This is a genomic window from Streptomyces sp. NPDC006332 (genome assembly GCF_040612855.1).
In the GTDB taxonomy this organism is placed as follows: domain Bacteria; phylum Actinomycetota; class Actinomycetes; order Streptomycetales; family Streptomycetaceae; genus Streptomyces.
The window spans coordinates 19,469-45,438 of record NZ_JBEXRA010000014.1 but is presented as its reverse complement, the minus strand read 5'-3'; the positions used below and the strand labels follow the sequence as shown (position 1 = coordinate 45,438).

The following is a 25,970-nucleotide window of genomic DNA, read 5'->3' as shown; positions in this document are numbered from 1 at the left end:
CTCAGTACTTGCCGCCGGCCACCACGGGCGCCCCGCCGCGCGGCCCGTAGGGCGCGTGTTCCAACCATGATCCGCACCATGGCAGCACCGGCGCGAGGGCCGCGGCCGTCCGCTGCTTCACCCGGACGACGCGCCGCCGCGGCCGCAGATGGTCCAGCGCCTCCCCGGCGGCGGCGCTGTTGAACAGGGCCGCCTCCCGCCGCACCACGGCGAACTCGGCGACCGCCCCCGTAGCCCCCGCCGTCCCCGCGGCGACGGCGCTCGCGGCCGCCGCCGCGTCCGCGATCCCGCTGTTCATTCCCCGCGCCCCGAACGGCGGGAAGAGATGCGCCGCCTCCCCCACCAGCAGCACCCTCCCGTGCGGGTCGGTGAACGAGGCCGCGACCTTGCGCAGGAAGCGGTACGTCGACACCCACAGGACGCGCTCGGCGTACCCGTCGCCCACGACCGACGGCAGCCACCGGCGTACCGCCTCCTCGGTGCCGAACTCCTCCTCCCGGTCGTCGTCCCGGCACTGCAGGTCGACCTGGAAGCCCCCGGTGAACGGCACCCGCATCACACTGCGTCCGCCCGCCCCCGGATGCTCGTAGTGGAAGACCCGCTCCAGCGGCAGCTCGGCGCCCGGGATGTCGGCGACGTCGACGACCACGTGGAAGCCCTCGCCCTTGGTGCCCTCCATGGCGATGTCCAGCGAGCGGCGGAGCGTGGAGCGGGCACCGTCGGCGGCGATCGCGTACCCGCCGGTCCACACCTGTCCGTCCTCGCCGGTGATCCTGACCCCGTGTGCCGTGGAGCGCACGTCCCGCACCCGGGCGTCCCACACGAACTCCACCCCGGCCCGCTCACAGGCGTCCCGCAGGAAGCGCTCGGTGTCCACCTGGCGCAGGCTGGTGAAGGGCGGAATTCCCGACGGGGGCGGGTAGGTGCGGGAGTACACCTCACGGCCCCGGTACAGGGTGCGCCGGGTGTGCCAGGTCCGCCCGTAGGAGGTGATCTCCTCGGCGAGCCCCGGCTGCATCCCGTCGAGCAGGCGGAGGGTCTCCCGGTGCACGAACAGCGCCCGGCTGCCCGGCCGTTCACGGTCCTTCGGGTTGGCCTCCAACAGGACGACCGGCAGCCCGTGCGCCCGCAGCCCGAGGGCCGCCGACAGTCCCACGGGGCCGGCGCCGACGACCATGACGGGGTTCATGCGTGCGCGCCCTCGGCCAGCATGCGGGTGATCTCCAGCCGCTTCACCTTCCAGGTGGCGGTCATCGGCAGCTCCTCGAACCGCCACTGCCGCGGCTCGGCCATCGCGGGCAGATCGGCCGTGGCCTCCCGCCAGCGCTCCGGGTCCAGCGGCTGTTCGCCCCGCACGCACACCACGGGCACCGGTTCCTGGTCCGCGCCGGGCACGATGACGACCTCACGGAGTTCCTCAAGCCGCTCCATCAGCGCGTCCTCGACCTCCAGGTTGCTGTGCACGGCGTCGATCTGGTCGACCTCACGGTCGATCAGATGCAGGGTGCCCAGGCGACTGAGGTACCCCATGTCGCCCATCTGCCACCAGCCGTCGTCGAGTTGGCGTTCGTACTGCTCCCGGGCCCCGAGATAGGTGAGGATGCGGCCCCGGGTGCGCGCCTCGATCCGGCCGGCCGTGCCGGGAGCCGCCCGCCGCCCGTCGGAGCCGGTGACCCGGACCCGGGTGAAGCCGGGGATCTGGATCCCGACCCGGCGGCCGTCCGCGCGGGCGGCACTGCGCCGGGTGAACCACTGGAACGCCACCGGTCCCGTCTCGCTCTGCCCGTACAGCTGGACCAGATAGGGCGTACGCCGCTTCGAGGCGTCAAGGAGCCGCCGTACGGTCCGCGGGTGGATCGCGTCGAACGTGGAGCCGTACGCCTTGACCCTGGACAGCGGCGCGCCGGGTGCGTCGGCCAGCTCCTCCCACAGCACGAAGGTGTTGGGATGCGTCTCGACGATCCCGGGCCGGTGCCGCACCAGCAGCGGCGCCACCCGCCCCGGATCGGGGTCGGTGATCAGCAGCAGCGGGCTGCCGAAGTGCAGCAGGACACCGAGCAGATGGTAGAAGCGCGAGTGCACGAACGACATGTGCAGGGCCGCCGTCTCGCCACGCGTCGGCCAGCCCATCGCCTGCTGCGGTACGAGCCGGTTCCACATGGTGTTCGCGCAGTGCACGGCGAGCTTCGGCACCCCGGTGGTGCCCGAGCTGTGGGTGATCAGCGCGGGTTCACGGGGGTGGAGCCGTACCGGGGCGGGCGGCTCGGCGCCCGCGTACTTCTCCAGCGGCTCGGCACCGGGCGCGTCGTCCACGGAGAGGGTCCGCCACACGTGCGCGGACACGTCGACGTCCTGGAGAGGGCCCTCCAGTTTCGCTCTGTCGGTGATCAGCCAGGGCCGTCGCAGACGCGCCAGCAACTGCCCCACGACGGGACCGGCGAGACCGGGCGAGAGCAGTACCGGCACCGCGCCGATACGGGAGATCGCGCAGGTCAGCAGCACGATGTCGACGTTGTCCGTCTTGTGTACGGCCACCTGCTCGGAGGGCCGTACGCCCGCCTCCCACAACCGTCCCGACAGCTCCTCCACGACGTCGGCCAGCATCGGGTAACTCAGGTCGACCCCGAGGGACGGATTGACGTCCAGCGGCCGGTCCAGGGTGACGAAAACGGCACCGTGGCGGTCGGCCGCCCGCCGGAACACCGGGCCGAGATAGAACCCGCGGTCGGCGAGGAGGGGTTGGCCGGGCCGGGGCGGGGCGAGGAGACGTTGTCCGGGCATGACGCCCTTCCTTTCTGCACGGTCCGCCATGGTCACCACGCGCCCCGGCGGACCAGGTGACGGCGGAGCTTGCCGGTCGGGGTACGGGGCAGGGACGGGACGAAGCTGACGCTCCGGGGGACCTTGAAGGCCGCCAGGTGCTCCCGTGCCAGGCGGATCAGGTCGTCCTCCAGACCGGTCGACAGGGGCGAGACGGGGACGACGAAGGCACGCAGCCGGCTGACGCCCTCCCCGTCCCTGACCGCCACGACCGCGACCTCCCGGACCGCCTGATGGGTCCGCAGCACCGCCTCCACCTCCAGCGGCGACACCGTGATGCCGCCGACCATCTCCATGTCGTCGGCGCGGCCCAGGTGCCGGTAGGTGCCGTCCGGTTCGCGGCAGGCCCGGTCACGGGTGGCCAGCCACCCCCCGACCAGGGCACGGTCGGTCTCCTCGGGCCGGTTCAGGTAACCGGGGGTCACCGACGGCCCGCGCACCCACATCTCGCCCTCCGCCCCGTCCGGCACCGGAAGACCGTCAGCGTCGCGCAGCTCCACCTCGAAGCCGGGCACGGGACGGCCGACGGTGCCGGGACGGTTGTACTCGAAGCTGTTGGCGCAGAAGGCGTGCCCCGCCTCGGTGGAGCCGATCTGCTCCAGGACCGGCGCGCCCAGCAGCTCGGAGACCTGCATCCCCAGCCCCAGCGGCAGACCCTCACCGGCCGACACCGCGGCACGTACCGACGCGAAGCAGGCCTCGTGCCCGGTGCCCCGGTCGGCCACCAGCGCGGCGTACGCGGACGGCACGGAGTAGAGCAGGGTCACCCGGTGCCGGGCCACGAGCTCGTCGACGGCGGCCGGGGTCGGACGCCGGTCCACCAGGACCGCCGACGAGCCCGAGAACAGCGGGAAGACGAAGGCGTTGCCGAATCCGTAGGCGAAGTACAGCTTCGACACCGACAGCGTGACGTCGTTCTGCGTGATCCGCAGCAGCCGCCGGGCGATCAGGTCGTGGTACGTCCGCGGATCGCCGTGCCGGTGCGGCACCCCCTTGGGCCGGCCCGTGGTGCCGGACGTGTACTGGAGGTACAGCGGGGCGTGCGCGTCCACCGGGTGGGCGTCGGCCGGTTCGGCGGTGGGCGTGAGTGCGAGTAACTGGTCGGCGCCGAGCCGCGCCCGGTCGCCGAAGCGGTTCTCCAGCCCCGGCCCGGTCACGCACAGCACGGCCTCGGTGTCCTCGGCCATGAACGCGTGCTCGGTCGCGGGCAGTTCCGGGTTGACCAGCACCGCCACGGCCCCGAGACGGGCGGTGGCGAGGAAGGCCGTCACCCAGGCGATGCCGTCCGGCAGGGCGAGCAGCACCCGGTCGCCGGGGCGCACACCGTGCTCGGCGAGCACGGTGGCCGCGCGGGCCGCGAGATCGTGCACCTCGCCATGGGTCCAGACCCGGTGGCCCTGGTGGAAGGCGGCCCGGCCGGTCCATCCGCGCCGCTCGGTGAGCGCGGCGAGATACACGGCGAGGTTCCCGGGGGTGTCCGCGTCGGCCGGAGCGAACGCGCGCCGGGAGCTCAAGGCTCGGGGAGCCGTGGCCTGGCCGGCCGTGGATTTGGGCGTCACGGCCTGGCTGGTAGTGGGCTTGGGGGTCGTGGACTTGGGGGTCGTCATCGCACGGGCTGTGCCGTGCAGGTCCGCTGCGGTCTTCATCGGGCGGGCTCCTCGCTGGCGGTCCGCGGCATTCTCGGACTGATCTGCTCCTGCTGCTCCCGGATCCGGTCGACCGTGTGCTCCCGCAACGCCCGCATCTGCGCGGCCGTCTTCAGCAGCATCTCGTCGTACTCCGCGACCGGGTCCGAGTCGAGGACGATCGCCCCGCCGGCGCCGAGGTGCATCAGTCCGTCGGCGAGTACGGCCGTACGGATCACGATGTTGAGATCCGCGCCGCCACCGCACCCCAGATAGCCGAGGGCCCCGGAGTACACGCCCCGGGCCTCGGTCTCCAGCGAGTCGATGATCTCCATCGTGCGCAGCTTCGGCGCGCCGGTCATGGAGCCGCCGGGGAAGCAGGCGCGCACACAGTCCACCGCGTCCGTGTCCGCACGCAGCCGGCCCTCGACGGTGGAGACGAGCTGGTGCACGGTGGCGTACGTCTCGGTCGCCATCAGCCTGGGCACGCGCACGGTGCCGGTCCGGCAGACCCGGCCCAGGTCGTTGCGGAGCAGGTCGACGATCATCAGGTTCTCGGCGCGGGTCTTGGCGTCCGACGCCAGCGCGTCCCGGAGCCTCGCGTCCTCCGCCGCTCCCTCGCCGCGGGGCGCGGTGCCCTTGATCGGTCTGGCCTCGGCCACCCCGTCCCGGGTGATCCGCAGGAACCGCTCGGGGGAGGAGCCGGCCACGTCGAGGTCCTTGAACCTCAGGAACGCCGCGTACGGCGCCGGGTTCACGCGGCGCAGCACACGGTAGAACTCGTACGGGTCCGGCGGAGCGGGCAGCCGGGCGGCGTCGGTCAGACAGATCTCGTAGCTGGTGCCCGCCCGCAACTCCCGCACGCAGGCCTCGATGTCCGCGAGGTAGGTCGCCCGGTCGCGCACCAGCCAGGGCTCGGCGGCGATGAGGTCGGGAGTGGTGGTGGCAGCGGCGGGAGCGGGCGCCGACCGGGTGTCGGAGGCCGGGCCCGGGTCGGCCTGCACGCAGCTGAGTTCGGCGAGGGTGCCCTCCAGCCAGTCCGCGGCCTCCCGCGCCGCCTGCGGGGAGTCCTCCGCCAGGCAGACCGCGTAGGTGAAGCCCTCCTCGTGGTCCACCGCGACCAGCCGGTCCGCGAACAGCCAGCAGGCGTCCGGGACGTCGGACGAGTGCCGGTTCGGTGAGCCGCAGTCGGCCTTCGTCTCGTACCCGAAGTAGCCGACGTAGCCGCCGGTGAAGTCGAAGGGCAGCCCGGTCGCGTCCACCCGCCGGTTCGCCAACTGCCGCTTCAGATAGTCGAAGACGCTGGCCGTGACCTTGCGCGTCGGCCGTCCCGCCCGCTCGATCTCGCAGCGCCCGGCGTCCACGTCGTAGCGCACGAACTCGGCGAGCGGCCCGCTGTCGTCACCCAGGAAGGAGAACCGGGACCGGCCCGGCTCGACCAGCGAACTGTCCAGCCAGAACGCCCGCTCGGACGCCGCGTACATCCGGGTGAAGGCGGCCTCCGCGTCGACCGCGCCGGCGACCCGGCGGGTGTGCAGGCGGTAGGTGGCACCGGCGGCCCGCCGGGGGCGGGGGATGGAGACACCGGACGGGCTGGAGGTGGCGACGGCCGAGGACGTGTCCGGGGCCGTGTCCGACGCCGTGGCCGTCGGTGTCGCGCCGTCTGCGGGTGCCGCGGCGGCTCGGGTCGCGGTGGCCGCGGAGCGGGGGATCGCCACCTCGGTCGGCGGGACGGCGGTGTTCTTCGTACGAAGCTTGCGGGCCCGTTCCGCGGTGAGGTTGCGGAAGTTCACGAGCATGCGGTGGCCGTACTCCGTGAGCACGGACTCCGGGTGGAACTGCACGCCCCACAGCGGCCGGGTGCGGTGCCGCAGGCCCATGAGCACGCCGTCCTCGGCCCAGGCGGTGGCCTGCAGGGTGAGGGGCAGGGGCTCGCGCACGGCCAGCGAGTGGTAGCGGACCGCGGTGAAGGCCTGCGGCACCCCCTGGAACAGGTCCAGTCCGTCGTGCCGGACGGTGGTCAGATGCCCGTGCCGGGGCTCCGGGGCCGGCTCCACCCGGCCGCTCGCCTCGAGCGCGATGCCCTGGTGGCCCAGGCAGACGCCGAGCACGGGGATCGGGGATCCGGCCAGCACCCGGGCGCTGATGCCGAAGTCGCGTGCCTTCGCCGGATGCCCCGGGCCCGGCGAGACCACCACGTTGTCGAATCCCGCGAGATCCGGAACCGCGTCGGCGGGGGCGTCATTGAGGATCACCACCGGCTCTTCGCCGTTGACCTCGGCGATCAGCTGGAACAGGTTGTACGTGTACGAGTCGTAATTGTCGATGAGCAGGGTCTTCACCCGCCCACCTCCCTTGCGTCGTTCTCTGGCCTACGCGGTCCGTTTGTGCCGTCCGCGGAGCGCCTGGAGCGGTGGATACAGCCATTTCTTGAAGAAACGCTGAAGGCGCGGCATCAGAATCCAGGTGACGAGAGCCGTCACGCACAGACACAAAAGCAGCGTACGAATGAACGGATTGAGATCGCCGAGATAGGGGAGCACGATCACGTTGAACAGGAGCACCGGCGGGAACACGGCGCTCATGTTTATGAACCAGAGCTTCCATTTCGACGGCGGAGCCGGAGGTGCCGGAGGTGTCGCAGGCCGCTCGCTCTGGGCCTCGAACCACACCTTCGGACCCCGGACGCTCCGACGGCCCGTCTGCCGGGCGAACCCCGCCGCGCGCAGGTCCCACTGCGCACGGACGGTCGAGTTCTCCCAGGCCAGGGCGGTGCCTTCGCTGGCGAAGCGATAGACGACATGCCACTCCGCCTCTCCGTCGACAAGAACGCCACCCCCCAGGAAGCCGTGCTGCTGCGCGCTCGCGGCCAGCATGGCCCACCCCCAGGAGTGGAAGTCACCCTCATGGCCCGGCACCACGTGATAAGCCACGGTCACGGTGACGGGATTACTGGTCACGTCGTCGAGTACGGAAAGATCCCCGGCCCCGTTCAAATATTCAACGAAGATTTTCGACTGTCCGAAACGTGGCTCTTCATACGCTTTCGGAGCCCTTGGCGTCTTGTGTCGACCGATACTCGCGGTAACTTTTGCCAAGTGCCGGGAAGTGCTTGCCGGGCGGTCGGGAAAGGCTGCACGATCGCCCGAGAAAAGAAGTCACCGCCCAATCCTCTTTACCCACGAATAGGCAGCGGTACGGCATCACGGGGCTTTCCGGCCGCCTCCCGGCACCTCAGGGCGTCACGGCCTCCCGCGCGTCGACCGCCGACGGTGCCTCCCCGAACCGGGCCAGCGCCAACGCGCCGGCGACCGCGACGAGGAACCCCAGCACCGCGACCCACCCCAGGCCCTCCCGGGTGCGATCCCCGAGCCAGATCACCCCGACGGCCGCCGGACCGACCGTCTCGCCGATCACCATGCCGGCCGTGGCCGCCGTGACCGAGCCCGAGCGCAGCCCCGACGTCAGGGACAGGAACGCCGCCGCGCCCCCGACCAGCAGCGCGTACACCGCCGGATTCCGCACCAGGTCCGAGACCGCGAGCGTGTCGATCAGCCGTACCGCCACCTCGACCACCCCGAACCCGAACCCGGCACCCAGGCCGAGTACCGCCGCCCGCCCCCGCTTGGGCAGCCGCCCCCCGTTCAGCCCGAGCAGCAGCACCGCGAGAGCCGTCCCGAGCAGGGCATACTGCAACCCCGCGGGCCCGCCCCGGTCACCCTCCGTGCCGGACGCGATCCCCAGCAGCGCCAGCCCCGCGCACACCACGCCCACCGCACCCCACTCACGTCCGCTCAGCCGCACCCGCAGCAGCCGCGCCGCGACCACCGCCGTCACCGCGAGGCTGGACGCCAGTGCCGCCCCGACCGCGTAGATCGGGATCGACCGCAGGGCGGCGACCTGGAACAGGAACCCGAGGCCGTCCAGCGCCAGGCCGGCCAGGTACCGCCACTGCCTGACCGCCCGCAGGAACAGCGTCGCCTCCCCGACGCCACCCCCGCCGGTGTCCGCCGCCCGCGCCGCCACCGCCTGCAACACCGTCGCCGTACCGAAGCAGACCGCGGCACCGAGCGCGCACACCATTCCAAAGAACACAAAGCGACTGTAGGGGAGGTGCGAGCGGCTGCCCGCCCGGTCGCGCCCTCCCGTCGCTCTCTGAACTGTCCGGTCTCTAAACTGTCCGGCGACATCGGACACGGGCCGTGCACCGGGCCCGACCAAGGGGGAGACACGAACATGGCGGACACACGTCGGCAGCTTCGCTCGGGAACGGTCGCGCTCGGCGGCGTGGGCCTGCTCGCCATGGCCCTGACGGCCTGTTCCTCGGACCCCGACAAGCGCTGCGTCGACCGCGACAGCTACACCCTCTCCAAGGGCTACAAGGTCGTCAGCGACAAGAACTGCAAGTCCTCCACCCGCGTCAACGGCACCTACTACTACGGCGGCAAGAAGAAGGGCGGCTGGGTCAAGGGCGGCTCCTTCACCAAGCCCGGCAAGAAGTCCGGGTCGGGCGGTTCGGGCGGCAGCGGCGGAGTGGACCGCGGCGGCTTCGGCGACAGCAGCGGCGGCAAGGGCTCCGGCGGCGGCTGACCGACCGTCCGTAACCCCGCCACGCGTCCGAAAGCCACCCGCGACCCGCGACGGCTGACGGCCGTCCGCAACCCCAGCCACCACTTATCCGAAAGCCACCCAGAAGGCCCCGCGTGGAACGCCACACCATCGAGCCCCGCCCCGGCTGGCAGCAGACCGTGGAGGAGCAGGGGCTCGTCTACCCGCTCACCCGCTACCCCGACGACTCCCTGCGCCCCTACTGGGACGAGAGCGCCTACTACTCCTTCACCCTCCCCGAGGTCGAGGCGCTGGAGGAGGTCGTCGAGGAACTCCACCGCATGTGTCTGACGGCGGCCGGGCACATCGTCGCCGAGAACCGTTTCGCCGACCTCGGCATCACCGACCCGCGGGTGGCCGAGACGGTCGCCGAGGCCTGGCGCCGCCGCGCGGAACTCCCGTCCGTCTACGGCCGGTTCGACCTCCGTTACGACGGCACGGGCCCGGCGAAACTGCTGGAGTACAACGCCGACACCCCTACCTCCCTCGTCGAGGCCGCCTCCCCCCAGTGGTTCTGGATGGAGGAACGCTTCCCCGGCGCCGACCAGTGGAACTCCCTCCACGAACGACTGATCGCCGCCTGGAAGAAACAGGCCACCCTCCTCCCGCCCGGCAGCCCCCTCTACTTCGCCCACTCCTCGGCCGATGAACTCGGCGAGGACCTCATGACGGTCGCCTACCTGAAGGAGACCGCGGAGCAGGCGGGCCTGGACACCGACTGGATCGCCATGGAGGAGATCGGCTGGGACCCCCTGTCCGGCCGCTTCGTCGACAACCAACTCCGCTTCATCCGCAGCTGCTTCAAGCTCTACCCCTGGGAGTGGCTCACCACCGACCGGTTCGCCGACCACGTCCTGGACACCCTCGACAACGGCGGCGGGACGGGCAGCACCCTGTGGATCGAACCGGCCTGGAAGATGCTGCTGAGCAACAAGGCGCTGCTGGCGATCCTCTGGGAGTTGTATCCGGGCCACCCGAACCTGCTTGCCGCCCACCTGGACGGACCGCGGGAGCTGGCACGGACGACCGGCTACGTGGCCAAGCCCCTGCTGGGCCGAGAGGGCGCGGGCGTCACGATCCACCAGCCGGCCCCCTCGGCCCCCGCCCCGACCCCGCGCGAAGACGCCTGCTGCTACCAGGAGTTGGCCCCGCTGCCCGACTTCGACGGCAACCACGTGGTCCTCGGCGCCTGGGTCGTCGAGGGCGAGTCCGCGGGCCTCGGCATCCGCGAGTCCTCGGGCCTGGTCACGGACGAGTACGCCCGTTTCCTGCCCCACGTGGTCCGCTGAGGAGCCGTCGAGGACCGTCGAGGAGCCGTCGGAAAACGCGTTGCCGGGCCCGGACCGGCCGCGTTACGGTCGCCCCACTCTGAGGAAACAGAGCTCTCTGGAACCATCGCCGCAGAACGGGAGCAGGCCCACGCACAGCGCGTGGCGTCATGGAGGGGCGGCATCCGTATCAGGCATGCCCTCCGGAGGAACCTCCCCATGAACATCGGCCTCGGCCTTCCCATCGACGACCCCGCCCAGCTCCCCGCCTGGGCCCGGCGCGCGGACACCGGCCCCTTCACCACCCTCGGCCTGCTGGACCGGCTCGTCTACGACAACCCCGAGCCCCTCGTCACCCTGGCGGCCCTCGCCGGCGCCACCTCCCGCATCCGGGTGCAGACCGAGGTGCTGCTGGCGCCCCACCACAACACCGCGCTGCTGGCCAAGCAGACCGCGACCCTCGACCGCCTCTCGGACGGCCGCTTCACCCTCGGCATCGGCGTCGGCGGCCGCCCGGACGACTGCCGCGCCGCCGGCATCGACCTGCACCGTCGAGGTCAGCGCCTCGACGAACAGATGACCCTGCTGCGCCGCGCCTGGTCCGGCAAGCCCTACGGCGACGACATCGGCCCCATCGGCCCCGCGCCCGCCCGGCGCGGCGGCCCCGAGGTGCTGTTCGGTGGCTTCGCCCCGGCCGCGCTCGAACGGGTCGGCCGCTTCGGCGACGGCTTCCTCGGCGCCGCGCTGCCGCCCCGTCACATGTCGGAACTGTTCCGCAGTGTCGAGGCGATCTGGCAGAAGTACGACCGCCCCGGCCGCCCGCGCCTGGTCGCCCAGGTGAGCGTCGCCCTCGGCCCGCAGTCCACCGTGGACCTGGCCCGCCGCAACCTCCGCGGCTACTACGAGTTCACCGGCCACGCCGCCTCCATGGAGAACGGACTCCTCACCACCTCGGACCAGATCCGACAGACCGCCGACGCCCTGTTCGACATCGGCGCCGACGAGGTCATGCTCTACTGCTGGGCCCCCGACATCGACCAGATCGACCGCCTCACCGACGCCCTGTTCTGACCGCGCGCGGATCCTCCAGACGGCGGCGCTCCGCGTCCCCCCTCCCTCTCATCTCACCGCTCGCATGGTGGACGCGGAACCGCCGCCCCCCGGCGTGCCCGGTAGGCTGGCCGACAGGCCGTGACTGGCGCGCTGGGATGGGACGGACCATCGGGGAGCGGCCTGCGAGAGTGACAAGTGCCGTGCGCCTGGGCCGACCCGTGAACCGTGACCGCTTCAAGCCACGCCGCCCGGAGGCCGCCATGTCAGAGCAGCAGCCCCTCTCCAACGAGTCCACCGCCTACCGCGCGGCCCTCGACGTGATCCGCGCCGTCGAGCCGCGCGTGGCCGACGCCATCGGCCAGGAGGTGGCCGACCAGCGCGAGATGCTCAAGCTGATCGCCTCCGAGAACTACGCCTCCCCGGCCACCCTGCTGGCCATGGGCAACTGGTTCAGCGACAAGTACGCCGAGGGCACCGTCGGCCGCCGCTTCTACGCGGGCTGTCGCAACGTCGACACCGTCGAGTCCCTCGCCGCCGAGCACGCCCGGGAACTCTTCGGCGCCCGGCACGCCTACGTCCAGCCGCACTCCGGTATCGACGCCAACCTCGTCGCCTTCTGGTCCGTGCTCGCCGCGCGCGTGGAGGTCCCCGCGCTGGAGAAGGCCGGCGCCCGCCAGGTCAACGACCTCTCCGACGCCGACTGGGCCGAACTCCGTCAGGCCTTCGGCAACCAGCGCATGCTCGGCATGTCCCTGGACGCCGGTGGCCACCTCACCCACGGCTTCCGCCCGAACATCTCCGGCAAGATGTTCGACCAGCGCTCCTACGGCACCGACCCCGCCACCGGCCTCCTCGACTACGAGGCCCTGCGCGCCACCGCCCGCGAGTTCAAGCCGCTGATCATCGTCGCCGGCTACTCGGCCTACCCCCGCCTGGTGAACTTCCGGATCATGCGGGAGATCGCCGACGAGGTCGGCGCCACCCTGATGGTCGACATGGCCCACTTCGCCGGACTGGTCGCCGGCAAGGTCCTCACCGGCGACTTCGACCCGGTTCCGCACGCCCAGATCGTCACCACCACCACCCACAAGTCCCTGCGCGGTCCCCGCGGCGGCATGGTCCTGTGCGACGACTCCCTCAAGGACCAGGTCGACCGCGGCTGCCCGATGGTCCTCGGCGGCCCGCTCCCGCACGTCATGGCCGCGAAGGCGGTGGCGCTGGCGGAGGCCCGCCAGCCCTCCTTCCAGGACTACGCCCAGCGCATCGTCGACAACTCCCGCGCCCTCGCCGAGGGCCTGACGCGCCGCGGCGCCACCCTCGTCACCGGCGGCACCGACAACCACCTCAACCTGATCGACGTCACCTCCTCCTACGGCCTCACCGGCCGCCAGGCCGAGGCCGCCCTGCTCGACTCGGGCATCGTCACCAACCGCAACGCCATCCCCGCCGACCCCAACGGCGCCTGGTACACCTCCGGCATCCGCATCGGCACCCCCGCCCTGACCACCCGCGGTCTGGGCACCGCCGAGATGGACGAGGTCGCCGGTCTCATCGACCGCGTCCTGACCACCACGGAGCCCGGCACCACCAGCAAGGGCGCCCCCTCCAAGGCCCAGCACGTCCTCGACCCGAAGATCGCGGACGAGATCTCCCGCCGCGCCACCGACCTCGTCGCCGGCTTCCCCCTGTACCCGGAGATCGACCTCGGCTGACCCGCCTCACCCGGTCCTGGTGCCTGTCGCGGCACTAGAGATCGATCAGCTCCTGGCGTGGCTCCTCCCGCGGCGGTCCGGCACCCGGCCGGGCCGCCGCGCGGCGCATCCAGAGGGTGCCGCCGACCCCGGCCAGGACCCCCACGACGAGCCCGGTGACCGCCGGCCGGGCATCGTCGGCCGCCCACCACCCGGCGCGCTCACCCGCCGCCCGCCCGGCAGCCCCGTCCCCGGCGGGCAGCCCCGCCCGCTGCACCTGGTCGAAGACCGAGCGCGAGGCCCGGTGCCAGCGGATGTCGTCGTCGGGCACTTCCGGCGCCGGATCCGTACGCACCCACGGCGTGCCGTCCTCGGCCAGGAACAGCTGGTCCTGCCGCTCCATCGCCACGTCGCCGCCCGGCGCCGAACCGGTCTGCGGCCAGCCTCCGACACCGGTCAGCCCCCACAGCACAGTCATCCGCACCGGCGGATACCTGCCCTCGGCCCAGTCCTCGGGCACCCGCTCCGTCCCGGTGTACGTCGGCTGGAGCAACGCCCAGAGGCGATCGAAACCCGGCTCACCGGAACGCACCGTCGCCGTCCGACCCGAACCGCCCGAGATGATCACGGCCATGTCCGGCACGTCCCGGCCCGGCCCCTGCGGGGCGGCGTCGGCCACCGGCACCCCGAACAGGCCGACCGCCGCGACCACCGGCACCAAGACCCCGACACGCGCCCCTTTACCTCTGCCCCGCCCCGTCATCCGCCCTGTCCCCCTCCCGCGTCCACCCCCTGATTGGTACACCGCTCCCGGCCGATCGGATCCCACCTGTGTCACATCTGTTTCCGACCAGTTCCGGATCGGCCCCCGACACCTGAGAGAATGGTGAACATGGCTTCTGATCGCCCACCCGTCGCCCAGCACCCTCAGGGGAATGGCACCGCCGTGCATCGTCGTCCGCGAGTGCTCTCCGGCATCCAGCCGACCGCAGGCTCGTTCCACCTCGGCAACTACCTCGGCGCCGTCCGCCAGTGGGTGGCCCTGCAGGAGTCCCACGACGCGTTCTACATGGTCGTCGACCTGCACGCGATCACGATGCCGCAGGACCCCGCGGACCTGCGCGCGAACACCCGGCTGGCCGCCGCCCAGCTCCTCGCGGCCGGTCTCGACCCGGAGCGCTGCACGCTCTTCGTCCAGAGCCACGTCCCGGAGCACGCCCAGCTGGCCTGGGTCATGAACTGCCTCACCGGATTCGGCGAGGCGTCCCGCATGACCCAGTTCAAGGACAAGTCCGCCAAGCAGGGCGCCGACCGCGCCAGCGTCGGCCTGTTCACGTACCCGATCCTCCAGGTCGCGGACATCCTGCTGTACCAGGCCCACGAGGTCCCCGTCGGCGAGGACCAGCGCCAGCACATCGAGCTCACCCGTGACCTCGCCGAGCGCTTCAACGGCCGTTTCGGCGCGACCTTCACGGTCCCGAAGCCGTACATCCTCAGGGAGACGGCGAAGATCTACGACCTCCAGGACCCCTCGATCAAGATGAGCAAGTCGGCGTCCACGCCGAAGGGCCTCATCAACCTCCTCGACGACCCCAAGGCCACCGCCAAGAAGGTCAAGAGCGCGGTCACCGACACCGACACCGTGATCCGCTACGACGCCCAGGACAAGCCGGGTGTGAGCAACCTGCTCAGCATCTACTCGACGCTCACCGGTGCGGGAATCGCCGAACTGGAGGAGAAGTACGTCGGCAAGGGCTACGGTGCGCTGAAGACGGATCTGGCCGAGGTCATGGTGGACTTCGTGACGCCGTTCCGGGAGCGCACCCAGCAGTACCTGGACGACCCGGAGACGCTCGACTCGATCCTGGCGAAGGGTGCGGAGAAGGCGCGCGCCGTCGCCGCGGAGACGCTGTCGCAGGCCTATGAGCGGGTCGGATTCCTGCCCGCCAAGCACTGAGGAGCCGGCGCGCACGCGTCTCACTGGGCAGAGCGCCGCACATCACGGTGACTGCGCCTGCCCACACCACAGCCGTGGCCGTACAGTCGATAGCCGGGCGGCTGAGAACAAAACCGACACTGGATCAAGCCGACACGACGACAGGAGATGACGTGGGGACCGTAACGATCGGCGTGTCGATCGCGGTCCCGGAGCCTCACGGCAGCCAGCTCCAGGAGCGGCGTGCGGGCTTCGGCGACGCCGCGGCTCATGGCATTCCCACGCACGTCACCCTGTTGCCGCCGACGGAGGTGGACGCCGCGCTGCTGCCCGCGATCGAGGCCCACCTCGTCGAGGTCGCGGCCGCCGGACGCCCCTTCCCGATGCGGCTGTCCGGCACCGGCACCTTCCGGCCTCTGTCGCCCGTGGTCTACGTCCAGGTGGCCGAGGGCGCCGAGGCCTGCACCTGGCTGCAGAAGCAGGTCCGGGACGCCTCCGGTCCCATGGCGCGTGACCTGCAGTTCCCGTATCACCCGCACGTCACGGTGGCGCACGGCATCGAGGACGAGGCCATGGACCGGGCCTTCGAGGAGCTGGCCGACTACGAGGCCCAGTGGCCCTGCACCGGCTTCGCGCTCTACGAACAGGGCGCCGACGGCGTGTGGCGCAAGCTGCGCGAGTACGTCTTCCGGGGCGCGGTCGTGCCCCCGCAGGCGGCCCGTCTGGAGCGGGGCTCCCTGCCCACCAGCCAGCTGTGACGACGGTCACAGCGGCAGCCGCCGGAACACCGTCCGCGGCAGGTGCCGCAGCGCCGACATCACCACCCGCAGGGTGCCCGGCACCCACACCGTCTCCGAGCGCCGGCGCAGCCCCAGCTCGACGGCGGCCGCGACCGCCTCGGGGGTCGTGGTGAGCGGCGTCTCGGGAAGTCCCGAGGTCCTCTTCGACCGGACGAATCCGGGGCGTACGACCATGACGTGCACGCCCGTGCCGTGCAGCGCGTCGCCCAGGCCCTGAGCGAAGGCGTCCAGGCCGGCCTTGCTCGAGCCGTAGATGAAGTCGGTGCGGCGGGCCCGCTCCCCGGCCACGGAGGACAGCACCACGAGCGATCCGTGGCCCTGGTCCTGCAACGCGCTCGCGGTGACCAGTCCCGCCGACACCGCGCCCGTGTAGTTGGTCTGCGCGACCCGCACCGCGCCGGACGGGTCGCGCTCGTCGTGGGCCTGGTCGCCGAGGATCCCGAAGGCGAGCAGCGCCATGTCGATGTCGCCCTCGGCGAACACCTTGCCGAGCACGACCTCGTGGGAGTCGGGGTCGAGCGCGTCGAACGCGACGGTGTGCACGTCCGCTCCCAACGCGCGCAGCTCCGAGGCGGCCGCCTCCAGCGCGGGCGTCGGCCGCCCGGCCAGCCACACCGTACGGGTGCGGCGGGCGATCAGCCGGCGCGCGGTGGCCAGCGCGATCTCGGACGTACCGCCCAGGACGAGCAGGGACTGGGGAATGCCGAAGGCGTCCTTCACGACAGCTCCTAGAGATTGCCTGATGGGCTGGAGGGCTGGAGGGCTGGAGGGCTGAATGGCTGGAGGGCTGAGGGCTAGAGGGCGAGACGCCGGGACAGGTCCGAGGTGAACACCCCGCGCGGGTCCAACTCCGCGCGCAGTGACCGGAAATCGTCCAGTCGCGGGTACATCGCGGCGAGCAGGTCGGGCCGCAGCCGGGAGTCCTTGGCGAGACAGACCCGCCCGCCGGCCGTGGCCACCTCCTCGTCGAGTTCGTCGAGGAAGGCGCCGAGGCCCGGCAGCCCCGCCGGGATGTCCAGGGCCAGCGTCCAGCCCGGCACGGGAAAGGACAGCCAGCCCGGATCGGCGTCCCCGAAGCGTTTGAGGACGGTGGGGAAGATCGGGCAGCGGCGCTCCGAGACCCGGCGCACGATCCGGCGTACGGCGTCCTCCTGGCCGCGGCCGACGACGAACTGGTACTGCACGAAACCGCCACGGCCGTAGCTCCGGTTCCCGTGCGGGACCCCGTCGAGGGGGCGGAAGAAGCCGGAGATCCTCCGGAGTTCGCCGGTACGCGCGCGCGGGGCCGTGCGGTACCGGAGTTCGTTGTAGAAGCCGACGGTCGTCCCGCCGAGCAGACCCTCGGGGAGGAAGGCGGGGGCGGCCGGGAGACGGGCGGGGCGGAAGGCGGGCGGCTGCCTCCGCGCGCGGGCGGTTTTCGGCAGCGCCTGGGACGGAACGTGGTTTCCGCGGGTCAACACCCCGCGGCCGGTCGCCGTGCCGCGCGCCAGGAGGTCGATCCAGGCGACCGAGTAGCGGTGGTCGGTGGCCGTCAGACGCGCCATCAGGTCGTCGAGGTCCCGTGCGCGTTCGGTGTCGACGGACATGAACGAGGTCTCGACCGGCTGGAGTTGGACGGTCGCGGTGAGGATCACGCCGGTCAGGCCCATGCCGCCGGTGGTCGCGTCGAACAGGGGCGTGCCGCGTCGGACGGTGCGGACCTCGCCGTCGGCGGTGAGGAGTTCCAGGGACAGGACGTGCCGGGAGAAGGAGCCCGAGACATGGTGGTTCCCGCCGTGGATGTCCGCGCCGATCGCGCCGCCGACGGTGACGTACCGGGTGCCGGGTGTCACCGGCACGAACCAGCCGAGCGGCAGCAGGACGTCCGTCAGCCGGTGCAGGCGGACGCCCGCGTCGCACAGCACGATCCCGCTGCTCGCGTCGATCACGTGCACGCGGTCCAGGCCCGTCATGTCGAACACCGCGCCGCCCGCGTTCCGCGCCGCGTCCCCGTGCGCCCGCCCCAGGCCCCTCGGAATGCCGCCACGGGCCCCGCAGTCCCGGACGGCGGCCGCGGCCTCCTCGTAGGTCCGGGGGCGGATCAGCCGGGCGGCGGTGGGGGCGGTGCGGCCCCAGCCGGTGACGGAGACGGTGTCGGCAGGCATGACCGTGACCGTATCGCCCCTTTGTGGTGCATCAGTTTTAAAACATTCCCACCCTCCCCAAAATGGGTGGTTAGTGGGATGTCACCCAATATTGCTGGAGATCCAGCGGGATGGGCGTGAACGGTTCCGCGTTTCCGGGGTAACAGAACTCTTGTCTTCCGTGACCGGGCGGGAGTTGAATCGTGAGCTGACCAGGGCAGAGTCGGATCATGGACTGGCTGAAGAAGCTCCCCGTCGTCGGGCCGCCGCTGGCGCGCCTGATGGCCACCCACGCGTGGCGGTCGTTCGAGCGCCTGGACCGGGTGAAGTGGACCCGGCTGGCCGCCGCGATGACCTTCACCAGTTTCGTCGCGCTCTTCCCGCTGCTCACGGTGGGCGCCGCCATCGTCGCCGCCGCCTTCGGCGAGGACCGGCAGAACGACCTCCAGCGCAAGATCGCCGAGCAGGTCCCCGGCATCGCCGACCAGCTCGACCTCGACGGCCTGGTGGAGAACGCCGGCACTGTCGGCCTCATCGCGGGCGCCGTCCTGCTGTTCACCGGCATCAGCTGGGCCGGTTCGATGCGCGAGTGTCTGCGGGCGGTGTGGGAACTGCCGGACGAGGAGGAGAACCCGATCCTGCGCACGGCCAAGGACACCGGGATCCTCCTCGGGCTCGGCGGTGCCGTGCTGGCCACGCTCGTCGTCTCCACCGTCGCCTCCGCGATGATCGGCTGGACCACCGACCTGCTGGGCGTCGACCGGGCCGGCTGGGGCAGCGTCCTGCTGCGGATCACCGCGTTCCTGGTCGCCGTACTCGCGGACTTCCTGCTGCTCCTCTACGTCCTCACGCTGCTGCCCGGCGTCGAGCCGAGGCGGCGCCGCCTCTTCGTGGCCGCGCTGACCGGCGCGGTCGGCTTCGAGTTGCTGAAGCTGCTGCTGAGCGGCTACATGCAGGGCGTCGCGGCGAAGAGCATGTACGGCGCCTTCGGGGTGCCCGTCGCCCTGCTGCTGTGGATCAACTTCACCTCGAAGCTGGTGCTGTTCTGCGCCGCGTGGACGGCGACGCAGAGCAAGGAGGTCGAGCTCACGGACGAGCCCGACGGCGTACCAGATCCGGCAGCGGCCACCGGCGGTTGACCAGGAACGCGGCGCCCGCGATCAGCACCAGCACCCCACCGGTGATCGCCAGCGCGATCCCCATGCCCCCGGAGCCGCCCCCGGTCGTTGCGCTCGAGACCGGCTTCGCGGACGGCTTGGACGAGGCACCGCCGGTGTCGGCGCCCCCGGCCTGCCCGGAGTCGTTCGCGCCCGGCTGGGCACTCGCCCGGGCCGAGCCCTTCGGCGGCACCAGCTCGCCCACCGGCTGCACCTTGCCGACCGCCTTGAAGCCCCAGTCGAAGAGTTTGGCGGTTTCCTTGTAGACCTCGTTGTGCTCGTTCTTCTCCGGGTTCATGACCGTGACCAGCAGCACCTTGCCGCCCCGTTCGGCGACTCCGGTGAAGGTGGCGCCCGCGTTGGTGGTGTTGCCGTTCTTGACGCCCGCGATCCCCGGGTAGACGGAGACGTCCAAGTCGCCGGACAGCAGCCGGTTGGTGTTCTGGATCTCGAAGGTCCCCCGGGTCGTCCTGCCCTTGTTCTTGCCCTTCTTGACCTTCGTCGTCTCGCCCGGGAACTTCGCGGTGACCGTCGAGCAGTACTCGCGGAAGTCCTTCTTCTGCAGTCCGGAGCGGGCGAACAGCGTCAGGTCGTACGCGGAGGAGACCTGCCCGGGGGCGTCGTAGCCGTCGGGGCTGATGACCTGCGTGTCGAGGGCCTGGAGTTCCTCGGCGTGCGTGTTCATCTCCTTGACGGTGGCGTCGATGCCGCCGTTCATCTGCGACAGCACGTGCACGGCGTCGTTGCCGGAGCGCAGGAAGACACCGAGCCACAGGTCGTGGACCGTGTATGTCTCGTTCTCCTTTATCCCGACCATGCTGGAGCCGGCGCCGATACCGGCCAGGTCGGAGGGGACGACCTTGTGCTTGTCGGTCTTCGGGAACTTCGGCAGGACCGTGTCCGCGAACAGCATCTTCAGGGTGCTCGCCGGGGGGAGCCGCCAGTGCGCGTTGTGCGAGGCCAGCACCTGGCCGGATTCCGCGTCGGAGACGATCCACGAGCGCGCGGTGAGGTCCTTGGGCAGGACCGGGACCCCAGTGGCCAGATTCACCTGTGTCCCGGCCTGGCCGAGGCGTTCACCACCGACGGACGACATCCGCGCCGGGGGAGTGGCCGTCGGACTCCCGGAGGGACTGCCGGACGGCTTGCCCGAGGGGCTGCTGGAGGGACTGCCGGACGACTTGCCCGAGGGACTGCCGGACGGGCGGCCACCGGGGGACGGGGCGGGCGCCGCGTACGACAGGGGCGCGGTCAGCGCGAGGGACGACAGGACTGCGGTGGTGACCAGCAGGGATCGCCTGGCGGTCTTCTTGGGTGCGGACACGGTGAGGAACGTACATGGCACGGGGCGTGAAGTCCCGCCACCCTCCCCACCCCGGGAACGGAACCGGACACCGGGCGGCGATACTGGACCCATGAAGCTCAGCCGCCCCGTCTCCTGGTTCCTGCTCGCCTTCGGGGTGTGGAGCTGGGTCATCTGGGTCACTTTCGTCAAAAACCTGGTCAAGGACAGCAGCGGGCTCGCGTTCGACGACGGCCACCCCACGGCGTACTTCTGGGTGCACCTGACGCTGGCCGTCGTCTCCTTCGTATTGGGGACGGTCGTCGGCGGCATCGGGTTGCGCGGAGTCCGCGCACTGCGCCGTACGTCATAGCCGACCGGCCCGACCGCCCAACTACGGGGGACACAAGACCGTGGTCATACTTTTTGTCCTGCTCTTCCTGGTCGTCCTCGCCGTGCTGGTGACGGCCAACTGGTACCTGTGGAGACGCCTGTTCCGCGACACGACCCGGGCCCCCGGCCCGGTGCGCCGCGCGGGCGCGGTGTTGATCGCGGGCGGCTGGGTGCTCGCGATCACGGCCCTCGTCGCCGAGCGCACCGGTGCACCCTTCTGGCTCCAGCGCACCCTGGCCTGGCCGGGCTTCCTGTGGATGGCGCTGTCGATCTACCTGCTGCTCGCGGTGGCGGTGGGTGAGGTCGTACGGCCCCTGCTGCGACGGTTCCTGGAGCGTCGGGCGGGCGCCGGGACGGCCGTACGACAGCCGGAGCCCGACCGGGTCCCGGAGCCGCAGCCGGTCCCGGCGGGGTCGGCGGGGTCGGCGCCCCTGCCGGAGCAGGACGACGAGAAGGGCCCCGAGCCCCTCCCCTCCCGCCGTCTCTTCGTCTCCCGGGTGGTCGGCGGCGCCGCCGCCACGGCCGCCCTGGGGACCGTCGGCTACGGCACCTACGGCGTCCTGAACGGCCCCACGGTCAAGCGGGTCACCGTGCCGCTGGCCAAGCTTCCGCGCGCGGCGCACGGTTACCGGATCGCGGTGGTCAGCGACATCCATCTGGGCCCGATCCTGGGCCGGGGCTTCGCCCAGCGGGTCGTCGACACGATCAACGGCACCCAGCCCGACCTGATCGCGGTCGTCGGCGACCTGGTGGACGGCAGCGTGAAGAACCTGGGCCCGGCCGCGGCGCCCCTGGCCCAGCTGAAGGCCCGCCACGGTTCCTACTTCGTCACCGGCAACCACGAGTACTTCTCCGGCGCCGAGCAGTGGGTCGAGGAGGTCCGCCGGCTGGGCCTGCGCCCGCTGGAGAACGACCGGACCGAACTGGCCCACTTCGACCTCGCGGGCGTCAACGACGTGGCGGGCGAGAGCGAGGGCCAGGGGCCCGACTTCGCCAAGGCGCTCGGCGACCGGGACACGGCACGCGCCTGTGTGCTCCTCGCCCACCAGCCGGTCCAGATCCACGACGCCGTCGAGCACGGCGTCGACCTCCAGCTCTCCGGCCACACCCACGGCGGCCAGCTCTGGCCCGGCAACTTCATCGCGGCGGCCGCGAACCCGACCGTCGCCGGTCTGGAACGCTACGGCGACACGCAGCTGTACGTCAGCCGCGGCGCCGGCGCGTGGGGTCCGCCGACCCGGGTCGGCGCGGAGTCGGACATCACGGTGATCGAACTGGCCTCGCGGCAGGCCTGAGCGCGGGGGGCCGGCGGGCGGCCTGTGGGAGCGCTGTGAAACCTGGTCGAAACCCGCTTGCGTAAGTTCTTTCTCAACTCGAACAAAACCCCCTTCCCCCGGATGAAACTCCTGTGGTTAGGTGACCTGCGCCGCCGGGGGGAGCGGCATATGCGCTGTGGTCCGCCGAGGGGCCCGCGAAGGGCCTTGGGAGGACACACCGATGCGATCGGTTCGCATACGGATCCTGGCGACGCTGCTCGTGCTGGCCGCCGTCGGAGTGGGCGGCTGGCAGTTGCTGCCGGACGACTCCGCCGAGAACCGGACCATCCTGGTCGGTACCAGCGACTCCGTCACGTCGCTCGACCCGGCCGGTGCCTACGACGCCGGCTCCTGGGCCTTGTTCAGCAACGTCTTCCAGTCGCTGCTGACCTTCGAGCCCGGCGGCGCCTCTCCCGTCCCGGACGCGGCCGACCACTGTGCCTTCGTCGGCAGCGGCCTGCGTACCTACCGCTGCGAACTGCGCGAGGGCCTCACCTTCCCCGGCGGCCGCAAGGTCACCGCCGCGGACGTGAAGTACTCCTTCGACCGGGTCAAGAGGATCAACTCGCCGGTCGGCCCCGCCTCCCTCCTCGACACCCTCGAATCGGTGAGCGCGAGGGGCCGAACCGTCACCTTCCAGCTGTCCTCGCCCGACTCCACCTTCCCCTTCAAGGTCGCCACCGGGGCCGGCTCGATCGTCGACCCGACCAAGTACCCGGCCAACAGCCTGCGCACCGGCACCGACGTCGACGGCACCGGACCGTACGAGCTGACCGCGTACACGAAGGGCAAGAAGGCGGTCCTCGCGCCCAACGGCCACTACAAGGGCGCCCTCAAGAGCACCGGCCGGCCCGTGGAGCTGCGCTACTACGCCGACGGTGAGAAACTCGACGCCGCCTGGAAGACGAAGCGGATCGATGTCGCCACCCGGCAGCTGCCGCCGAAGGTCCTGGCCGGACTGAACGCCAGCGACCCGGACCAGCGCGTCTCCGAGATCGACAGTTCCGACACCCGCAACCTGTACCTCAACACCCGCTCCGGCTCACCGCTGCACGACCCCCGCGTCCGGCAGGCCATGGCCTGGCTGATCGACCGCGACCGGCTGGCGGCCACCGTGTACGACGGCACCGTGGACCCGCTCTACTCGCTGATCCCGGCCGGCATCACCGGCCACACCACGTCGTTCTTCGACCGCTATCCCAAGCAGGACCCCAAGAAGGCCCGGAAACTGCTCACCCAGGCCGGGGTGACCCTGCCGGTCCGCTTCACCTACGGCTACGGCACCGGCAGCGGTGCCGCCGCCCAGGAGGCCGCGGAGATCAAGCGGGAGCTGCAGGCGAGCGGCCTGTTCGAGGTCACCGTCAGGGGCTACGAGTGGACCGACTTCCAGAAGCGCTGGGCGAGCGGTAAGCTCGACGCGTACGCGGTCGGCTGGGTGGCCGACTATCCCGACCCGGACACCTTCGGTGCGCCGCTCGTCGGCTCCGACGGCTCGATGAACACCGGTTACCGCAGCAAGACCGTCGACAAGCTGATTCGGGACAGCCGACGGTACGCGGACCGCGGCGAGGCGAGCGAGGACTTCCGCGAGCTGCAGCAGACCGTGGCGGAGGACGTGCCGGTGATCCCGCTGTGGCAGGCCAAGGAGTACGTGGTCACCACCGAGGCCGTTGGCGGCGGGCAGTACCTGACGGACGGCACCGGGGTCTTCCGGCTCTGGCGCCTCGACTGGATCTGACGCGATCTCGCCGTACGGGGGAGGTGGACGCCGTCAGCCAGCTCTCCGCTGACCGGCCTTGAGGACAGCGTCGACGTCGAGGGTGATCTCGCCGCCGATCGAACCGGGCAGGGTGACGACCTCGCCGGGGGAGTACGGGCGGTGGTTCTCGTAGTCGTCACCGGCGGGGTCGCTGAGCACGTGGAGACGCTGGTGCTTACGGTCGACGATCACGTAGACCGGGATCTTGGCGCCGGCATAGGCCTTGACCTTGGCGCGCAGGTCGGTCTTCCAGTTGCTGGAGGTGACCTCGAGGACCAGCCGAAAGGACACCGGGTCGTAGCAGTTGTTCTCGATCAGGTGTTCCTCGATGTCGGCGTCAACGACGACGAGGTCGGGGATGGCGTAATCCTCGGCGCCGCCGGGGAGCCAGAGGCCCACGCCCTGGAGCACCTCCGTTTCCCCATCACCGAGACCGGCGGCGAGGAAGGGGCGCATGAGCCTGCTCAGGGCGCGAGCGTGCGCGGCGTCCGGGGGCGGGGACACGAGGATCTGGCCTGCGATGATCTCGACTCGGTAGCCCGGATTGCGGTCCATGAGCCGGTTGGCTTCCGCCGTCAGCGGACGGTCGCCATGGGGCCGCTCGACGGATGCTGCGGACATCACGTGCCTCCCGTGGTCTGGTGTCGAGAGCATCATCGGAGGCAGGACGGATGTCGGGCGTCCCGTTCGGACGGTCTCACCCGAAAGTGATCACTCGGCCTGCCGAGCCTTGCCCGCCCCCGGATCCGGCATCGCCTTCGTCATCCCCGGCAGGAAGTCCGTGAACAGCTCGTGCACCTCCCGCACGAGCGGCCGCAGCACCCGGAACCGGGCGAGCGACACACCCCGGGCGGTGAGCCGGGCCCCCCGCTCGGCGAGCCGGTAGCTCCGCTCCCGTCCCTCGGTCCGGTCGAAGATCCAGTACAGCACCAGCCCCATCTGCGCGAGCCACATCAACTCGGGGAGCACGTCCCGCAGTTCCTCCGGAACCTTCGTCTTCGTGGCGTCGGCCAGCACCTGCCGATGGACGCTGATCGCCGCCTCCCGAGCGTGTTCCGACTCGGGGGAGAAGGGGCTGAGCGGACTGTCCGGATCGGCGGCGTTCTTGAAGAACTGCACCGCGAACTCGTGGTACGGCGTGGCGATGTCCAGCCACGCCTTCAGCACACCCGCGAGCCGGGCCTCCAGGCCGGTCTCCCGGGCCAGGACCTCCTGGACCGCCGCCTGCTGCTCGGCCGCGATCCGGTCGTAGAAGCCCTGGATCAGGTGCTCCTTGCCCGCGAAGTAGTAGTACGCGTTGCCCACGGAGACCCCGGCCTCCTGGGCGATGGCCCGCATGGTCGTCTTGTCGTAGCCCCGCTCCTGGAACAGCCGCATCGCGGTCTCCAGGATCAACGCGCGGGTCTGCTCGGACTTGCTCGGGGTACCGCCCTTGTCGGGGCCGTCTTGGTTCGCAGGCACGGTAAGAGAGCCTAACGAGTGGGACAGGTCCCGCTGTCGCGGGCCGGTGGGGCCCGGTCCTGGCGGGGTGCGCTGTGACCGGGGCCGAGCGCGGGGCGTGGCACCGGGGCTGCACGGCGTATGCCGGTGTGCCGGTCCCGGGGTCGGTGCCGTCGTACGTTCGTCCTGCTCCTGACGGGGGTCGCCTGGAGTGGGCGTGCGTCACGTCCTGCGTGCGAGCGCCGGTCGCTTGCTGTAGTCCGTGAAGCCGAGGACGTTCCCCCACGGGTCGGCGATCTCGACGGTCCACCCCGTCGACACGGAGAACGGCTCGTCGAGCAGGTCGATCCCGGCACCGGCCAACTCCCGCGCGGCCACCCGGGCGTCCGGTACCTCCAGCCACACGCGTGCGGCGGGCCAGGCCGGTGGTCGCGGCCCGAGTCCCTCTTCCTGGCGCAACAGGATCCCGGGCGTCTCACCCCCGACCTTCAGCAACGCGATCCCGCCCTCGTCGAACCGGAACCCCACCACGAACCCGGCCCGCTCGTAGAAGCGGACGGCGTCGGCGAGGTCTCCGACGGGGAGCAGGAGGTTGTCGAACCCGAGCAGCTCGTACGATCCGTCGTCTGACATGTCGTCAGATTAGGTGGCGATCACCGGCCGCGCGCAGAGGGCTGACCGTGGGGCGCGGCGAGGTCA

The 25,970-nt window shown here is 71.4% G+C and carries 23 protein-coding genes and 1 riboswitch; of the genes, 10 read left to right on the top strand and 13 right to left on the bottom strand.

The window, feature by feature from the left end:
- Nucleotide 1: 1 nt before the first annotated feature.
- From ABZ027_RS15255 to ABZ027_RS15230, 6 genes are all read right to left on the bottom strand, one after another.
- The gene (locus ABZ027_RS15255) at nucleotides 2-1,189 is read right to left on the bottom strand and encodes an FAD-dependent monooxygenase (protein WP_356768252.1); all 1,188 of its coding nucleotides are present in this window, start codon (nucleotides 1,187-1,189) and stop codon (nucleotides 2-4) included.
- Nucleotides 1,186-2,781 carry an AMP-binding protein gene (locus tag ABZ027_RS15250; protein ID WP_356768250.1) on the bottom strand — a complete coding sequence of 532 codons (1,596 nt, stop codon included), beginning with the start codon at nucleotides 2,779-2,781 and terminating at the stop codon, nucleotides 1,186-1,188. Before ABZ027_RS15250 ends, ABZ027_RS15255 begins: the two co-directional genes overlap by 4 nt.
- Nucleotides 2,782-2,813: 32 nt before the next feature.
- The gene (locus ABZ027_RS15245) at nucleotides 2,814-4,466 is read right to left on the bottom strand and encodes an AMP-binding protein (protein ID WP_356768248.1); all 1,653 of its coding nucleotides are present in this window, start codon (nucleotides 4,464-4,466) and stop codon (nucleotides 2,814-2,816) included.
- Entirely contained in the window at nucleotides 4,463-6,787 is a 2,325-nt protein-coding gene (gene pabB, locus ABZ027_RS15240; protein WP_356768246.1) for an aminodeoxychorismate synthase component I, read from the bottom strand. The genes ABZ027_RS15245 and pabB overlap by 4 nt, the downstream gene beginning before the upstream one ends.
- Nucleotides 6,788-6,817: 30 nt before the next feature.
- Nucleotides 6,818-7,405 (bottom strand): hypothetical protein, encoded by a 588-nt coding sequence (locus tag ABZ027_RS15235; RefSeq protein ID WP_356768244.1) that lies wholly within the window; start codon nucleotides 7,403-7,405, stop codon nucleotides 6,818-6,820.
- A gap of 274 nt (nucleotides 7,406-7,679) precedes the next feature.
- A complete protein-coding gene (locus tag ABZ027_RS15230; protein ID WP_356768462.1) occupies nucleotides 7,680-8,528 on the bottom strand; it encodes a DMT family transporter in 849 nt (282 codons plus the stop codon).
- 153 nt (nucleotides 8,529-8,681) lie between these two features.
- Between ABZ027_RS15230 and ABZ027_RS15225 the strand changes: the two genes are divergently transcribed.
- The 4 genes from ABZ027_RS15225 to ABZ027_RS15210 all read left to right on the top strand — a co-directional run bounded on the left by ABZ027_RS15225 (nucleotide 8,682) and on the right by ABZ027_RS15210 (nucleotide 13,086).
- Nucleotides 8,682-9,035, top strand: coding sequence for a hypothetical protein (locus ABZ027_RS15225; RefSeq protein ID WP_356768242.1), 354 nt, complete (start codon nucleotides 8,682-8,684; stop codon nucleotides 9,033-9,035).
- Between the two features lie 113 nt (nucleotides 9,036-9,148).
- Nucleotides 9,149-10,342: a glutathionylspermidine synthase family protein gene (locus ABZ027_RS15220; RefSeq protein ID WP_356768240.1), complete on the top strand. Its 1,194-nt coding sequence runs from the start codon at nucleotides 9,149-9,151 to the stop codon at nucleotides 10,340-10,342.
- A gap of 198 nt (nucleotides 10,343-10,540) precedes the next feature.
- Nucleotides 10,541-11,392 (top strand): LLM class flavin-dependent oxidoreductase, encoded by an 852-nt coding sequence (locus ABZ027_RS15215; RefSeq protein WP_356768238.1) that lies wholly within the window; start codon nucleotides 10,541-10,543, stop codon nucleotides 11,390-11,392.
- A 110-nt stretch (nucleotides 11,393-11,502) separates the two neighbouring features.
- Nucleotides 11,503-11,593, top strand: a riboswitch (ZMP/ZTP riboswitch).
- A gap of 41 nt (nucleotides 11,594-11,634) precedes the next feature.
- Complete coding sequence (locus ABZ027_RS15210; RefSeq protein ID WP_356768236.1) at nucleotides 11,635-13,086, top strand: glycine hydroxymethyltransferase; 1,452 nt, start codon at nucleotides 11,635-11,637, stop codon at nucleotides 13,084-13,086.
- A 34-nt stretch (nucleotides 13,087-13,120) separates the two neighbouring features.
- On the opposite strand, the gene ABZ027_RS15205 is transcribed toward ABZ027_RS15210, so the two are convergent.
- Entirely contained in the window at nucleotides 13,121-13,699 is a 579-nt protein-coding gene (locus ABZ027_RS15205; protein ID WP_356768460.1) for a hypothetical protein, read from the bottom strand.
- A 258-nt stretch (nucleotides 13,700-13,957) separates the two neighbouring features.
- Here ABZ027_RS15205 and trpS point away from each other — a divergent pair, with 258 nt between their 5' ends.
- Together trpS and ABZ027_RS15195 are read left to right on the top strand one after the other, a co-directional pair.
- On the top strand, nucleotides 13,958-15,022 hold the full coding sequence (gene trpS / locus ABZ027_RS15200) for a tryptophan--tRNA ligase (RefSeq protein ID WP_356768234.1): 1,065 nt from the start codon (nucleotides 13,958-13,960) through the stop codon (nucleotides 15,020-15,022).
- Between the two features lie 152 nt (nucleotides 15,023-15,174).
- Nucleotides 15,175-15,759: a 2'-5' RNA ligase family protein gene (locus tag ABZ027_RS15195; protein ID WP_356768232.1), complete on the top strand. Its 585-nt coding sequence runs from the start codon at nucleotides 15,175-15,177 to the stop codon at nucleotides 15,757-15,759.
- Nucleotides 15,760-15,765: 6 nt separating this feature from the next.
- Here ABZ027_RS15195 and ABZ027_RS15190 read toward each other — a convergent pair whose 3' ends face one another.
- Entirely contained in the window at nucleotides 15,766-16,521 is a 756-nt protein-coding gene (locus ABZ027_RS15190; protein WP_356768230.1) for a decaprenylphospho-beta-D-erythro-pentofuranosid-2-ulose 2-reductase, read from the bottom strand.
- 74 nt (nucleotides 16,522-16,595) lie between these two features.
- Nucleotides 16,596-17,945, bottom strand: coding sequence for an FAD-binding oxidoreductase (locus ABZ027_RS15185; RefSeq protein WP_356768228.1), 1,350 nt, complete (start codon nucleotides 17,943-17,945; stop codon nucleotides 16,596-16,598).
- Nucleotides 17,946-18,154: 209 nt separating this feature from the next.
- On the opposite strand from ABZ027_RS15185, the gene ABZ027_RS15180 reads away from it, so the two are divergent.
- On the top strand, nucleotides 18,155-19,063 hold the full coding sequence (locus tag ABZ027_RS15180) for a YihY/virulence factor BrkB family protein (RefSeq protein ID WP_356768226.1): 909 nt from the start codon (nucleotides 18,155-18,157) through the stop codon (nucleotides 19,061-19,063).
- Here ABZ027_RS15180 and ABZ027_RS15175 read toward each other — a convergent pair.
- On the bottom strand, nucleotides 19,011-20,405 hold the full coding sequence (locus ABZ027_RS15175) for a D-alanyl-D-alanine carboxypeptidase (protein WP_356768224.1): 1,395 nt from the start codon (nucleotides 20,403-20,405) through the stop codon (nucleotides 19,011-19,013). The genes ABZ027_RS15180 and ABZ027_RS15175 overlap by 53 nt on opposite strands.
- 91 nt (nucleotides 20,406-20,496) lie before the next feature.
- Here ABZ027_RS15175 and ABZ027_RS15170 point away from each other — a divergent pair, with 91 nt between their 5' ends.
- The 3 genes from ABZ027_RS15170 to ABZ027_RS15160 all read left to right on the top strand — a co-directional run bounded on the left by ABZ027_RS15170 (nucleotide 20,497) and on the right by ABZ027_RS15160 (nucleotide 23,810).
- Nucleotides 20,497-20,736 (top strand): hypothetical protein, encoded by a 240-nt coding sequence (locus ABZ027_RS15170; RefSeq protein WP_356768222.1) that lies wholly within the window; start codon nucleotides 20,497-20,499, stop codon nucleotides 20,734-20,736.
- Between the two features lie 40 nt (nucleotides 20,737-20,776).
- Nucleotides 20,777-22,051: a metallophosphoesterase gene (locus ABZ027_RS15165; RefSeq protein WP_356768220.1), complete on the top strand. Its 1,275-nt coding sequence runs from the start codon at nucleotides 20,777-20,779 to the stop codon at nucleotides 22,049-22,051.
- Between the two features lie 202 nt (nucleotides 22,052-22,253).
- On the top strand, nucleotides 22,254-23,810 hold the full coding sequence (locus ABZ027_RS15160) for an ABC transporter substrate-binding protein (protein WP_356768218.1): 1,557 nt from the start codon (nucleotides 22,254-22,256) through the stop codon (nucleotides 23,808-23,810).
- A 33-nt stretch (nucleotides 23,811-23,843) separates the two neighbouring features.
- Here the strand turns inward: ABZ027_RS15160 and ABZ027_RS15155 are convergent, their stop codons facing one another.
- From ABZ027_RS15155 to ABZ027_RS15145, 3 genes are all read right to left on the bottom strand, one after another.
- Nucleotides 23,844-24,452 carry a Uma2 family endonuclease gene (locus ABZ027_RS15155; RefSeq protein WP_356768216.1) on the bottom strand — a complete coding sequence of 203 codons (609 nt, stop codon included), beginning with the start codon at nucleotides 24,450-24,452 and terminating at the stop codon, nucleotides 23,844-23,846.
- 90 nt (nucleotides 24,453-24,542) lie between these two features.
- A complete protein-coding gene (locus ABZ027_RS15150; protein ID WP_356768214.1) occupies nucleotides 24,543-25,292 on the bottom strand; it encodes a TetR family transcriptional regulator in 750 nt (249 codons plus the stop codon).
- 201 nt (nucleotides 25,293-25,493) lie between these two features.
- Nucleotides 25,494-25,904: a VOC family protein gene (locus ABZ027_RS15145; RefSeq protein ID WP_356768212.1), complete on the bottom strand. Its 411-nt coding sequence runs from the start codon at nucleotides 25,902-25,904 to the stop codon at nucleotides 25,494-25,496.
- Nucleotides 25,905-25,970 lie beyond the last annotated feature (66 nt).

Bases quoted from the DNA above. Each gene is read 5' to 3' on its own strand.
- ABZ027_RS15255 (WP_356768252.1), bottom strand. From the start codon at position 1,189: ATGAACCCCGTCATGGTCGTCGGCGCCGGCCCCGTGGGACTGTCGGCG.
- ABZ027_RS15250 (WP_356768250.1), bottom strand. From the start codon at position 2,781: ATGCCCGGACAACGTCTCCTCGCCCCGCCCCGGCCCGGCCAACCCCTC.
- ABZ027_RS15245 (WP_356768248.1), bottom strand. From the start codon at position 4,466: ATGAAGACCGCAGCGGACCTGCACGGCACAGCCCGTGCGATGACGACC.
- ABZ027_RS15230 (WP_356768462.1), bottom strand. From the start codon at position 8,528: ATGGTGTGCGCGCTCGGTGCCGCGGTCTGCTTCGGTACGGCGACGGTG.
- ABZ027_RS15225 (WP_356768242.1), top strand. From the start codon at position 8,682: ATGGCGGACACACGTCGGCAGCTTCGCTCGGGAACGGTCGCGCTCGGC.
- ABZ027_RS15215 (WP_356768238.1), top strand. From the start codon at position 10,541: ATGAACATCGGCCTCGGCCTTCCCATCGACGACCCCGCCCAGCTCCCC.
- ABZ027_RS15210 (WP_356768236.1), top strand. From the start codon at position 11,635: ATGTCAGAGCAGCAGCCCCTCTCCAACGAGTCCACCGCCTACCGCGCG.
- ABZ027_RS15205 (WP_356768460.1), bottom strand. From the start codon at position 13,699: ATGGCCGTGATCATCTCGGGCGGTTCGGGTCGGACGGCGACGGTGCGT.
- trpS (WP_356768234.1), top strand. From the start codon at position 13,958: ATGGCTTCTGATCGCCCACCCGTCGCCCAGCACCCTCAGGGGAATGGC.
- ABZ027_RS15185 (WP_356768228.1), bottom strand. From the start codon at position 17,945: ATGCCTGCCGACACCGTCTCCGTCACCGGCTGGGGCCGCACCGCCCCC.
- ABZ027_RS15180 (WP_356768226.1), top strand. From the start codon at position 18,155: ATGGACTGGCTGAAGAAGCTCCCCGTCGTCGGGCCGCCGCTGGCGCGC.
- ABZ027_RS15170 (WP_356768222.1), top strand. From the start codon at position 20,497: ATGAAGCTCAGCCGCCCCGTCTCCTGGTTCCTGCTCGCCTTCGGGGTG.
- ABZ027_RS15160 (WP_356768218.1), top strand. From the start codon at position 22,254: ATGCGATCGGTTCGCATACGGATCCTGGCGACGCTGCTCGTGCTGGCC.
- ABZ027_RS15155 (WP_356768216.1), bottom strand. From the start codon at position 24,452: ATGTCCGCAGCATCCGTCGAGCGGCCCCATGGCGACCGTCCGCTGACG.
- ABZ027_RS15145 (WP_356768212.1), bottom strand. From the start codon at position 25,904: ATGTCAGACGACGGATCGTACGAGCTGCTCGGGTTCGACAACCTCCTG.